The sequence below is a fragment of the Pedobacter jeongneungensis genome (assembly GCF_000633455.1).
Taxonomy (GTDB): Bacteria; Bacteroidota; Bacteroidia; order Sphingobacteriales; family Sphingobacteriaceae; genus Pedobacter; species Pedobacter jeongneungensis_A.
In genome coordinates this window covers 147,726-160,375 of record NZ_AYMG01000003.1, presented here as the reverse complement: position 1 = coordinate 160,375, position 12,650 = coordinate 147,726, and the positions used below count along the sequence as shown (strand labels likewise).

The 12,650-nt window shown below is 37.3% G+C and carries 13 protein-coding genes; 2 read left to right on the top strand and 11 right to left on the bottom strand.

Annotation, left to right across the window (positions count from 1 at the left end; translation table 11 throughout):
* Window positions 1–28: 28 nt before the first annotated feature.
* Window positions 29–1,669 (top strand): NAD+ synthase, encoded by a 1,641-nt coding sequence (locus U859_RS0103675; RefSeq protein ID WP_025142080.1) that lies wholly within the window; start codon window positions 29–31, stop codon window positions 1,667–1,669.
* A 225-nt stretch (window positions 1,670–1,894) separates the two neighbouring features.
* Here the strand turns inward: U859_RS0103675 and U859_RS0103670 are convergent, their stop codons facing one another.
* The 7 genes from U859_RS0103670 to rsmI all read right to left on the bottom strand — a co-directional run bounded on the left by U859_RS0103670 (window position 1,895) and on the right by rsmI (window position 7,600).
* On the bottom strand, window positions 1,895–2,311 hold the full coding sequence (locus U859_RS0103670) for an OsmC family protein (RefSeq protein ID WP_025142079.1): 417 nt from the start codon (window positions 2,309–2,311) through the stop codon (window positions 1,895–1,897).
* A gap of 206 nt (window positions 2,312–2,517) precedes the next feature.
* Window positions 2,518–3,267 (bottom strand): M57 family metalloprotease, encoded by a 750-nt coding sequence (locus U859_RS0103665; protein WP_025142078.1) that lies wholly within the window; start codon window positions 3,265–3,267, stop codon window positions 2,518–2,520.
* Window positions 3,268–3,404: 137 nt separating this feature from the next.
* The gene (lspA, locus tag U859_RS0103660; RefSeq protein WP_025142077.1) at window positions 3,405–3,911 is read right to left on the bottom strand and encodes a signal peptidase II; all 507 of its coding nucleotides are present in this window, start codon (window positions 3,909–3,911) and stop codon (window positions 3,405–3,407) included.
* Window positions 3,912–3,916: 5 nt separating this feature from the next.
* Complete coding sequence (locus U859_RS0103655; RefSeq protein ID WP_025142076.1) at window positions 3,917–4,426, bottom strand: hypothetical protein; 510 nt, start codon at window positions 4,424–4,426, stop codon at window positions 3,917–3,919.
* Complete coding sequence (lnt, locus tag U859_RS0103650) at window positions 4,411–6,039, bottom strand: apolipoprotein N-acyltransferase (protein ID WP_025142075.1); 1,629 nt, start codon at window positions 6,037–6,039, stop codon at window positions 4,411–4,413. Before lnt ends, U859_RS0103655 begins: the two co-directional genes overlap by 16 nt.
* A gap of 150 nt (window positions 6,040–6,189) precedes the next feature.
* Window positions 6,190–6,849, bottom strand: coding sequence for a PH domain-containing protein (locus U859_RS0103645; RefSeq protein WP_025142074.1), 660 nt, complete (start codon window positions 6,847–6,849; stop codon window positions 6,190–6,192).
* Window positions 6,850–6,886: 37 nt separating this feature from the next.
* Window positions 6,887–7,600, bottom strand: a complete 714-nt coding sequence (gene rsmI / locus U859_RS0103640) for a 16S rRNA (cytidine(1402)-2'-O)-methyltransferase (RefSeq protein ID WP_025142073.1) — start codon at window positions 7,598–7,600, stop codon at window positions 6,887–6,889.
* A gap of 117 nt (window positions 7,601–7,717) precedes the next feature.
* On the opposite strand from rsmI, the gene serS reads away from it, so the two are divergent.
* Window positions 7,718–8,989: a serine--tRNA ligase gene (serS, locus tag U859_RS0103635; RefSeq protein ID WP_025142072.1), complete on the top strand. Its 1,272-nt coding sequence runs from the start codon at window positions 7,718–7,720 to the stop codon at window positions 8,987–8,989.
* Window positions 8,990–9,160: 171 nt separating this feature from the next.
* Here serS and U859_RS0103630 read toward each other — a convergent pair whose 3' ends face one another.
* From U859_RS0103630 to U859_RS0103615, 4 genes are all read right to left on the bottom strand, one after another.
* Window positions 9,161–9,475, bottom strand: a complete 315-nt coding sequence (locus U859_RS0103630; protein WP_025142071.1) for a seryl-tRNA synthetase — start codon at window positions 9,473–9,475, stop codon at window positions 9,161–9,163.
* A gap of 97 nt (window positions 9,476–9,572) precedes the next feature.
* Window positions 9,573–10,259, bottom strand: a complete 687-nt coding sequence (locus tag U859_RS0103625; RefSeq protein WP_025142070.1) for an SIMPL domain-containing protein — start codon at window positions 10,257–10,259, stop codon at window positions 9,573–9,575.
* Between the two features lie 444 nt (window positions 10,260–10,703).
* The gene (locus U859_RS0103620; RefSeq protein WP_025142069.1) at window positions 10,704–11,156 is read right to left on the bottom strand and encodes a cold-shock protein; all 453 of its coding nucleotides are present in this window, start codon (window positions 11,154–11,156) and stop codon (window positions 10,704–10,706) included.
* Window positions 11,157–12,080: 924 nt separating this feature from the next.
* Complete coding sequence (locus U859_RS0103615; protein WP_025142068.1) at window positions 12,081–12,611, bottom strand: GNAT family N-acetyltransferase; 531 nt, start codon at window positions 12,609–12,611, stop codon at window positions 12,081–12,083.
* Window positions 12,612–12,650 lie beyond the last annotated feature (39 nt).

Sequence of the window (12,650 nt, the reverse complement as noted above, 5' to 3'; positions counted from 1 at the left end):
CCCGATACTCTTAAAATCTACTACAAAAATGAAAATAGCGCTGGCACAACTCAATTACCATATCGGAAACTTTGAGGCCAATACCCAAAAAATAACCGAGAACATCCAATTGGCGAAAGCAAAAGGGGCTGATCTTGTTGTATTTGCAGAGCTGGCCATTTGCGGTTATCCGCCAAGAGATTTTTTAGAGTTTGAAGAGTTTATCGTACTCTGCGAAAATGCTGTTGAAGAGATTGCAAAGCATTGTACCGATATAGCCTGTATTGTTGGTTTACCGGTGAAGAATGAGGTATTGCAGGGGAAAGATTTATTTAATGCGGCTTATTTTATCGAAGCCGGAAAAGTTAAGGCCGTAGTTAAAAAAGCACTTTTACCTACCTACGATGTGTTTGATGAGTACCGTTATTTTGAACCGGCTACTCAGTTTAGCTGTATCGAATTTCAAGGGAAAAAGATTGCATTAACCATTTGTGAAGACCTTTGGAATATCAATGATAACCCGCTGTATGTGTCAAATCCAATGGATGAGCTGATTAAAGAGCAGCCTGATGTAATGATCAATATTGCTGCTTCTCCGTTCTCTTATACCCACGATGATGAGCGCATACAGGTACTGGCCGATAATGCAAAGAAATATAAGCTTCCGGTATTTTATGTAAACCAGGTGGGTGCACAAACAGAAATTATTTTCGACGGCGGTTCGCTGGTTTTTGATGCCGATGGCGAAATGAAAGCCGAAATGAAATATTTTGAAGAAGATCTTCAGGTCTTTGATTTAGAAGAGGTTGAAAGTGTGCGTAATAAATATCCGAAATCGGAAAGGCTGACAGATATCGAGCAGATTCACGATGCATTGATTTTAGGGATCAAAGATTATTTCCGAAAATCCGGTTTCAGCAAAGCAGTTTTAGGTTTATCTGGTGGAATTGATTCTGCGGTAGTTTGCGCTTTGGCTTGTCGCGCTTTAGGGGCAGAAAACGTAATGGCAGTTTTAATGCCTTCAAAATTTTCGTCCGATCACTCGGTTCAGGATGCTTTGGATCTGGTGAATAATATCGGTTGTATGCACGAAATTGTGCCGATTAAAGAAGTTGCCGAAGCTTTTGACCATATTTTAGCGCCAGCTTTTAAAGGTTTACCTTTCAACCTTGCTGAAGAAAATATTCAGGCCCGAATCCGGGGGATCATTAATATGGCCATGAGCAATAAGTTTGGTTATATTTTACTCAATACCTCAAACAAAAGTGAATGTGCAGTAGGTTATGGCACTTTGTATGGCGATATGTGCGGTGCAATTGGGGTAATTGGAGATGTATACAAAATGCAGGTTTTTGAGCTGGCCAGGTACATCAATAAGGAAAGGGAAATTATTCCGGTGAATACTATTGTTAAACCACCTTCGGCAGAATTGAGGCCTGATCAGAAAGATTCTGATTCTTTACCGGAATATGAAATTCTCGATAAAATATTATACCAGCACATCGAAAAGAAACAAGGCTCGAAAGCAATTATTGCCCAGGGCTACGATGAAGCCTTAGTGAAACGGATTCTGAAAATGGTTAACATTGCCGAGTTTAAACGTTATCAAACACCGCCTATTTTAAGGGTGTCGCCTAAAGCATTTGGTATGGGCAGAAGAATGCCAATTGTAGGGAAGTATATGGCTTAGGTTTTGAGGTTGTAATGTTGGAAGGTTTGAAAGTTGTTTTGATTGTTTAATTGTTGAGATTGTTAAATTGTGAATTGCCAATTGCCAATTGAAAACTGTTTACTTATTGGTTAAACGGTTAATTGTTCAAAATGTGAACTGCTAACTAAAAAACTATCAAACAGAGGCACGGAGCATCTACAGCTATTATACAGATGCTTCGTGCCTCAGCATGACAAAAATGCTTTATGCTAAAGTAGCATCAACTGTAATGGTTGTATTCAATAATTTAGAAATCGGACAGTTTTTTTCTGCATCTGCTACCAGTTCATCAAATTTTTCTTGTGTTAAATCAGGTACAGAAGCTGTTAAAGTTAAGTGCGATTCAACAATTTCTCCTTTTGATGGATCAAGGTTGATTTCGCATTTGGTTTCTAATTTGGTAGCCGTAAAACCAGCTTCAGCTAAATTGGCCGATAATTTCATGGTGAAACAGCCTGCATGTGCAGCAGCAATTAACTCTTCAGGGTTTGTTCCTACACCTTCAGCAAAACGTGAATTAAAAGAGTATTGAGTATTGTTTAAAGTAGTGCTTTGTGTAGTAATGTTACCTTGACCTTCTTTAATAGAACCTTGCCATACGGCCGTTGCATTTCTTTTCATGATTGGATTTTATTTTTGGTTGTTTTTAGATTGTTTAACACCTAAAGATAAATATATGTTTGTTTAAATGGTGCAATTCTTTGTTAAGAAATCCTGATGTTAAATTATTTTTTGATTCTTATTTAAAGCACAAAAAAAGAAGCTGTCTCAAAGAAACAGCTTCAGTTACATTACGATCTTTTTAGGTTATTTATCTGATTTTTTAATTACAAAGGGTACAATACTGCGGTAGCCTGTTTATCTTTTGCTGATAAAACAGTAGCGCCACTTCCACATTGTCCACCGTTCATTAGTGATTGTGCATCAGTTCCTCCAACGCCAGGAACATTGGTTGTTGTAGATTGGTTGGTGTGCTTAAATGAAATGGTATGACCAAACTCATGTGTGATGGTTCTGGTGCGCTGTGCTAAAGAATTGTTTTGGATCAGGGCCTGATTGATCCAAACGGTATTGCCGGCTTTACCGTTTGATGTTGACAGATAAGCTTGTCCACAGGTAGAACCGCCGATTGTATTATCCACTTTGATCAGGATATCATATACTGTACCAGTTGTGATTACAAATTTTAGTTTGGAATTTGGCACCGTATTCCATTGGTTGATCGCAGAATTGATTTCGCTGGTCATGCTGGTTATCGAAGGATCGACTTTGACGCGGATGTTGGTGCTGTTGGTTACAATATAACCATTATAATATTGCTCTGTTATCGCTTTTCCATAATCAGCCGGAACTTCCATTTTTTTACTAAATACAATATCGCCGTCAACTACATAGTTATCGCCACTTTCTACAATCTGCGCATCTGTAAATCCCAGATTTTTGATGTAAGCAAGAACTTTTTGATTTTGAGTAGTCTGGATTTCCGGTTCGGCCGGAATATCATTTTTTTTCGTACACGAGATGATAACTGCTGATAGCAATGCGATCAAAGCAGCTTTTTTAAATAGGGTTTTCATAGTTTAGGTTTTTAGTTTAGATCGTAATAGACTGTAATTGAGGATTACATGGATAAATATAATACAAAAAATACAAATATGTATGTTTAATACATGTATTTTGTATTTTTAATTAGTCTATTGCGAATTAACTATTCCTAATCTGTTTCTTGTGTAACCGTTTTGCTTTTAATGGATTGGATAAGCAATATACCAATTCCGATCATGATTGAAATATCTGCAAAATTAAAAACACCGGTTTGAAAGATGTAAAAATCCATGTGCATAAAATCAGTAACCGATCCATGTACAATCCGATCATACAGATTACCAATGCCACCGCCGATTAAGAAACATAAGGCAATTTGCATGGTGCTGGGGAGGTTCTTTTTAAAAAATAAGAAGTACAGTCCATAACCTAAAAATAAGAGTGGTAAGCCTGTTAAAATGATCAGTCTGAAAATATAGGGCATTTGATCGCCCAAACTTAAAAAAGCGCCGGTATTTTCTACTTTTAGCAGTGTGAAACGGTCTTTTATGATGCTGATATGTTCATAATCGCTGATTTCGTTACGGACAATTTTTTTTGAAATCTGATCGCAACCAAAATTCAGGGTTAACATCAATACCAAAAAAGACCATCTAATATTTTTAAATTGTTTCATCTTAATCAATTATAGCTGGTTTCTGATTTTGGAATAATAATATCTTTACTGGCTTCAGGAATTAGCTTTCTGATATCACCTTTAAGTGGTGCAGTATCTAAGAAATACCAGTTTTTACCCCCATTGTATGAAATTCCGAATAAATAATTTTTTGCTTTAGCTTTCTTGGCCCCCATTTGTATCTCTACAAGCTGTGGAATGATGCATTGAATGGTTTTACCATTCACCAGATTTTGGGTTACTGAACCAATTTCTACTTTCGTGAAGATTACATTTTGATCTTCCAGGGCTTTCATAGAGGCTTTTAGTGTTGCCGCGGCCTTTTCATTTCCGCCCATCGCGTTTACAACTTTAGGGTGCGTAAAGGTTAACAAGGTTTTATAATCTCTTTTTTTTACCGCGGTAATCATTTCGTTTGCCTGCTTATTCAGGTTGCTAAGGTAAACCTGAGCATTGACATATACGCTGCTGAAAATAAGCAGTAATAAGGTGAAGGATTTTACTTTTTTACCCATTTTCTATAAGGAATAATTAAAGCTAAAATTACCGCTAAAACACTGAATATTCTGGCAATAATGTCTCCGTTTTTTACATAAAAAGTAATCTCGTCGTTTAGGTTGATGTTTGCTTTCAAGGCAGTTCTTATCCACCATTTGGTGCTTTGTGTTACATCTCCGCGTTGATTAATGAAGCAAGAAATTCCGGTATTGGCTGATCGTGCTACATCGCGATGGCTTTCTATGGCCCTAAGCTTGGCGTACATCATGTGCTGGTCTTTTCCCGAAGTATTTCCCCACCAGCCATCATTCGTGATAATGGCAATAAACTGTGCGCCATCTTTAACCTGTTCGCCGATCCAATCTCCCCATAAACTTTCATAACAAACTACCGGCGCAACACCAATACCACTTTGTGCATAAAGCACACTTGGTTTATCTTGCCAGCCCCATCCACCTACAGTTCCACCTAATTGTGCAAAAACACCATCTAAAAATGAAAACACTTTTGGGAAAGGCATTTTTTCTACCCCAGGTACCAATTTCGATTTATGGTAGAATTGAACATTTGCAGAATTTTCGACCTGCATGGCAGTATTGAAATTATCAAAATAAATACCGCTTTGATTATCAAATTTTGCAGTGATGGTTTTTTTATCCTGATAAGTCTTAATGCTTTCAATACCGGTAATTAACGTTCCGTTTTTATATTTTGATAAAAAGCTTTGTAGGTTAATGAAATCATTATTGCTTCTAATTCTATCTTCATCTGCATAATTAGGAATTGCCGTTTCCGGCCAGATAAAATACTCGGTATTGGGTTGTCCGATAGAATCTGATAAATGGGTTAGAATACGGATCTGCTCTGCAGGAGGAATATTTTCCAGTTTTTGATAAGGATCGATATTAGGCTGAACCACCACTACATTGCTTGGGGTTCCTTTTTGCTCAGCATTAAAGTATTTGATTAATGAAATGCCTATTGGGATAATCACCACCAAAATCCAAACGCCCAAAGTTCTGAACCTTAAGTAACCCGTTTGTGATTTCAGTCTTTTATAGGCCTCGAAAGCTAAAATATTACTGGTCAAAATCCATAATGAACCACCGTAAATTCCGGTATAATCATACCATTGTGCCAATTGGTGCATTCCGGCTAAACCATTACCCAAAGTCATCCAGGGGAAAGCTAAATCCCAGGTTTGTTGTAAGTATTCTAAAGCAATGTAAAATGCAATTAAACCCAGATAAGCAATCTTTTTGTTGACATATTTACCCAGGCGGTAATATAACCAGAAAGCAAAAGTCATTAACAGTGCACCCAAACCATAAGGGATTAGAGAAACAAAAAAAGATACTATAGTTCCAATAAAACCTGTGTTATATGCACTTATTGCATTGTACACCCAATAGGTTGATGCGGTGTTCCAAACCAAAAAGGTCAAACCTGCTGTCAAGAAAATCCGTTTGCCCTGTTTTTTAGCTGTATGGCTGGCAATGGCATCAAAAGCAATAAAAAGGGGTACTAAACCAATTAATAATAACGGGGTGGTAAAGGGCATCGGCGGCCAGGCCAGCCAAAGTAAAAATGCACTTAAGAGGGCGAGGAGGTAGGTTTGTTTAGATTTCATATAAAATTACTTGTCATTCTGACGCAGGAAGAATCTCTAAGCGACAAAGAACTGACCTTGTTTTTGTTATTGTAAGTACAGTGCAATTATGTTAGGGATGCTTTCCCGAAATAGATCGGGACAAGCATTGCCTCAGCATGACAGTATTACTTACAAACTATCTAAAATATCGGCTTTCTTCGCTTCATACTCCTCTTGCGTAATCAAGTGTTTATCGTACAAAGTTTTAAGCTTCCGTAATTTTAAAGTGGTTTCATCTTCTGGCTCTTCTACCACTTCAGCTAGCTGAATAAGAGGTTGTACTGGCTCAGGTTCGGGAGCTGGCTCATAAGCAGGAATTTCGGCTAAAGGCTGCGCATTTAAATTGATAGGAGAGGCAGTTGCACGATTTTCTTCCAATTTTTGCTGACGGAGAATCTCTTTATATTCTTCTAACTGCTGGTTTGCGGCCTGGTGCAATTTACGAGCCTGTGCTTTTGGGATGTATTCTGTTACAATATTTTCACCGCTCTGTGGTACACAGATGAACTTAGAGGTGAAAAAATCTTCTTTGAACGAGACTTCTTTAATGTTTTTCCATGAAATATCTTTAAAATTCATGGTTAGGCCTAAATTACCCGGCTCGCAATAAAAAATGCGTTTGTTAGAAATCGCGATACTATCCGGCATTAAATTTACTGCGGGTTTTTTCTGTACCGCTAAATATAAAAGCTCTTCACCGGTAGTTAACAGGTCGTTTAATTTTCCAATAACTTTTTCAACCGCTTTAGGGTCTTGTTCGTCACTTAAAAATCTATCTATACTAGTCATAATATTTTTTAAATTGATGTGTTTTTATATTCTGGTACTATTCTTCAGCATCCTCATACTTGTTTTTGTTTTTAACATTGGGTTTCCCCGCTATGCAAATTACAAATTCTCCTTTTAATGTATTGTTTTCAAAATGTGATTTTATTTCTACCAAAGTGCCTCTTACGGTTTCTTCGAACATCTTGGTAAGTTCTCTGCTTACTGATGCCTGCCTGTCTGCACCCAAATATTGTGCAAATTCTTCTAAGGTTTTTAATAAACGGTGCGGACTTTCGTAAAGTATAATGGTGCGGTCTTCTTCAGCTAACTTTTTAAACTTGGTTTGTCTGCCTTTTTTAACGGGCAAAAAGCCTTCAAAACAAAATGCATCGGCAGGTAGGCCCGAATTTACCAATGCTGGTACAAAAGCAGTGGCGCCTGGTAAACATTCTACCGCAATATCATTTTTAATCGCTTCGCGCACCAAAAAGAAACCCGGATCGGAGATGGCAGGTGTACCAGCATCAGATATTAGGGCAATTTTCTGTCCTTCATGTAAAAACTTAATGATCTCTGAAGTTGCTTTATGTTCGTTGTGCTGATGGTGCGAAAAAACCCTTTTATCAATGCCAAAATGCTTGAGCATTGGGGCACTGGTGCGGGTATCTTCGGCGAGAATCAAATCGCATTCTTTTAATATCCGGATTGCCCTAAAGGTCATATCCTCCAAATTGCCTATGGGCGTTGGTACGAGAAATAGTTTGCCATCCATATTTTTCTGTGTCCGTCATTGCGAGGAGGAACGACGAAGCAATCTTTTTATGGAGAGATTGCCGCACTGCGTTCGCAATGACGACTTAATTATTATCTTTGCTTAAAAAATTAAATAATGCTGCAAGTTAACTATATCCGCGAAAATAGAGAGAAAGTTTTAGAACGTTTAAGTATCCGTAATTTTAAACAACCAGAACTGGTAGATGAAATCATTAAAATTGATGAAGACCGCCGTTCCACTCAAACTTCGCTGGATAATATTTCTGCTGAAGCAAATGCAGCTGCCAAACAAATTGGCGATTTAATGCGTACGGGTAAAAAAGAAGAGGCAGATGCCATTAAAGCACAAACCGCTTCTCATAAAGAAAATATTAAAAACCTGAGCGATAAATTAAATGAGCTGGAAACTGCTCAGCATAACTTGATTGTTCAGTTGCCGAATCTGCCATATCATTTGGTAAAACAGGGTTCTACAGCAGAAGATAACGAAATTGTTTTAACGCATGGTGAACCTGCTCAATTACCCAGCAAAGCTTTACCGCATTGGGAACTGGCCGCTAAATACGATATCATTGATTTCGAACTTGGCGTAAAAATTACAGGTGCAGGCTTTCCTGTGTATAAAGGAAAAGGAGCAAGGTTACAACGTGCATTGATCAATTTCTTTTTAGATCACGCTACTGCAGCTGGTTATAAAGAAATGCAGGTACCTCATTTGGTTAATGCGGCATCGGGTTTTGGTACGGGGCAGTTGCCAGATAAAGAAGGACAGATGTACCACTCAACGGTTGATGATTTATATTTAATCCCAACTGCCGAGGTTCCGGTAACCAATTTATACCGCGATGTAATTGTTAAGGAAGAAGATTTACCGATTAAAAACACAGCTTATACACCTTGTTTCCGTAGAGAAGCAGGCTCATATGGTGCGCACGTACGTGGTTTAAACCGTTTACATCAGTTTGATAAGGTTGAGGTGGTACAGATTACCCATCCTGATCAATCTTATGAAACTTTGGAAGATATGAGTTTATACGTTCAGTCTCTTTTGAAGGAGCTTGGGTTACATTATCGCGTATTGCGTTTATGTGGTGGCGATATGGGCTTTACCTCTGCCATGACTTATGATATGGAGGTTTGGAGTGCTGCGCAAGAGCGTTGGCTGGAAGTTTCTTCTGTATCAAATTTCGAAACTTACCAGAGTAACCGTTTAAAACTGCGTTTTAAAGGAAAAGAAGGCAAGGCACAACTGGCACACTCTTTAAACGGAAGTGCATTGGCTTTACCAAGGATTGTGGCTTCAATTTTAGAGAATTACCAAACTGAGGATGGAATTAAAATTCCGGAGGCTTTAGTGAAGTATACAGGCTTTGATATGATTGACTAACCTCACCCTGTTAAAGAAACTGCGGCTTTTCTGCCTTTGCATCCCTCTCCTGCAGGAGAGGGAAAGCACAGATACTACATATTCTCTACCCATTGAAAAGGGTGAGGCATAAAAAAAGCTTTGCATTACTGCAAAGCTTTTTGTTTTTATAGATAGATGAGTTTTTTCTGATTATAAAATCAAGATCAATAATAAAATGATGATGATAATTGCACCAACTGAAAGGTAAACACCTCCAGAAACTGCACGGGCCTGGCCTTTTAATTCTCTTAACTCGCTGCGTAAAGCTTTACGCTCTGCTCTGGTTAAGTTCGATTTATCCATGTCTCTGATTTCTTCAACACGGGTTTTAATTTTTTCCAGTTTCACTGCTTGTTCTGCAGTTAATTCTGTAGGGTTTTTCGCAGGTTTATCAGCTGCCTGAGCTGAATTAAAACTAATGCCTAAAGAGAAAATCAAGGCTAACGTGTAGATGAATTTTTTCATAATATCTAATTTTTTAGTGTTCGACCTCTACCTAACAAAAAACCTACCAAAATGTTCTGGTAGGTTTTAAAAAGGATTAAATTAAGTGTTAAAATTCTTATTTGATCTCGAAAATGGCATTTACTGTAAAATTCAGTTTAATTTTTTTGAAATCAATTTCTGGAGCTCCGGCAGCATCGGCCATTTCAGCTTTCATTGCGAAATTTCTGTAAACCGGTTGTATTACATTGTCTCCACCATCCTGGATTTCAATTACACTACCCAATTTATCGCCTAAAGCCTCAACCATGTATGCTGCCTTCTCTTTTGCGGCTAATAAAGCTTTAATTTTAAGGTCTTTTTTTAAGCTCTCAATTTTAGAATAATCGTAGCTTTCGATGTTGGTATTTGCAATTCCTTTGGCATCGATAGATTCTAATATTGCGTTGAACTTATTCAGGTCGCTAACTTTTAAACGGTATTGTTTGCTTGCTAAAAAATCGGGGTTTTTCTTTTTCTCTGTTTCATAATTCCAGCTGCTTAAATTGCTTATGGTTAAATTTTCTTTTGCAATGCCTGCTTTTTGTACTGCGGCAAATAATTGTTTTTCAAGTTCGGTAATGTCTGTTTTTTTCTTTCCGTTTAAATACTCTTTAAGTGAAATGCCGATGTAGATAATATCGGGGGTAACTTCAGTTTCGGCGGTTCCGCTTACATTAATTTTTCTACGTAAATCTACTTGTTGGGCCATCGCTGTTGATAATCCTAAAAATGCAACCAGTGCAAATGCTATTAACTTTTTCATAATGTATTTTTCTTTGTGTGTACTATAATGATGTAAACCTTATACAAATTCCACACCGGGATTATAAATTTTTTATTTTCATAAACGATAGCCGCCAGATAAAAGCTACAATTTCGTTACATAATAATCCTATATGATTTACTTTCAGTAAGATAAATTAAGCATTGCCATCCTGAAGAAAAGTAGAAAAATAGGCCAAGGAAATATAAGTTACCCATTTTAAATTTTTTGGGCTACTGCACATGATAGAAATTGATGGAGATTATTTATTTTCTTAATAGAATTTTCAGAAAATAAGTATGATGAATAAAATTATGCGCAAGGTTTTATGCTTAAATAGACGGAATTATATATGGTTATAAAACCTAGCGCAGCAGAATTTTCTGCAGAATTTTAATCATGCTTTGCAATCAGGAATTGCAAAAAGAATTGAATTGTGGTTGTTTAAACCTTTGATACTTTAACAGCAGTTGGTCCTTTTTGACCCATTTCTACTTCGAACGTAACTTTATCACCTTCTTTAATCTGGGTGATCAAACCGTTTGCGTGAACGAAAATACTATCCTGAGTTTCGGTGTTTTTAATGAAACCGTAACCTTTGCTGTCGTTAAAGAATGTAACTGTTCCTTTTTTAACAGGATTTTCATCGATGATGTCTTCTTGTCTTGAGATACCGATCTGAATATCTTCAGTGTTAATCACTTTCTTTTTCTTCGGATCTGGTGGAGTAGAGGAGATGTTTCCGTTTTCATCAACGTAAGCCATCATGTCTTCAAGAGATAAGCCTTTTTTAGCATTTGCCTGGCGCTCTTCTTTTTTCTCTTGTTTGTCGTTTTTCTTTTTTAATCGTTTTTTTTCGTTCTCTTTTTTACTGTATGTTGCCTGAGATTTAGCCATATTTTATCTAATTGTTTTGTTTTTGAAAGGTGAGTGGAATGGAGAATTATACAAAGATAACAATACTAAAGCATAAACACGATTTTATTCGGTTATGCTCTTGTCATTATGGATAATGTTTGCCACGGAGGCGCAGATAGATCCTTCGACTCCGCTCAGGATGACCTGACGAATTGGATATAAGCGATTCAATACTCCGTGTTTCTGTGTCTCCGTGGCAATTGTTTCTCTATTATTTTTACCACAGATGAAATGGATGAACATAGATAAGAAAATTAACATCTGTGTTTATCTGTGCAAATCTGTGGTTAAAACTTTAAGGTGCATTAATTGCCCAGTTTGTTCTGTGGATATTATTTCTTTAATTACTTGTTATAGGTCCTTCGACTATGCTCAGGATGACCTGACGAATGGGATATAAGCGATACAATACTCTGTGGTTTCTGTGTCTCCGTGACAATTGTTTCTCTATTATTTTTACCACAGATGAAAAGGATGAACACAGATAAGAAAATTAACATCTGTGTTTATCTGTGCAAATCTGTGGTTAAAACTTTAAGCTGCATTCGTTTCCCGGTTTGTTCTTTGTAAAGGAACATTAGGGATAGATCCTTCGACTACGCTCAGGATGACGTAACGAATCAGATATAAGCGATACAATACTCCGTGGTTTCTGTGTCTCCGTGGCAATTGTTCCGCTATTATTTTTACCACAGATGAAAAGGGTGAACACAGATATGAAAATAAACATCTGTGTTTATCTGTGTAAATCTGTGGTTAAAACTTTAAGGTGCATTAATTGCCCAGTTTGTTCTGTGGATATTATTTCTTTAATTACTTATATAGGTACTTCGACTACGCTCAGGATGATAAAACGAATAATATGTGTCTTTAAAAGTGATAAGATCTGTGGTTATAAATACTTTATGCTACCCAAGTCGCTTTATCGATCTGGTAAACGAAATTCCATTTTACCGGTTCACCATAGTAAGCTACTTCGATTTCGGAAATTTTAATGGCACCCAGTTTTTCTGATGCTTTTTGGGAACGGAAATTCGTTGCGCCAATGTGCAAGATTACTTTATCTACAAATTGAAAGGCATAATCAAGCATTAGTGTTTTTAAAGCCCGGTTGTGTCCTTTGCCCCAAAATTCGCGTGCAACAAAGGTATAGCCAACCGCAACCGAACTGCCTACCTCGTCGAGCTCATAATATCTGGAACTGCCTACAATTTTGTTGGTTTCTTTTTCATATACAATAAAAGCTCCTTTCGATTCCATTGCACCCTTAAAGAAATTTTCGAAAACTTCTCTCTTGTAACGGTCTTTGTTGGGGTGTTGTTCCCAGATTAACGGATCGGAAGCTACTGCAAAAAGTGCTTCGAAATCAGATCCTTTTAAAGGAACTACCTTAATTAAATCGTTTTCTAATGTGGGCTGTAAATCGAAATTCATTTTATTGGGGAATAAAAACGGCCAGCTTTAAGGCCAGCC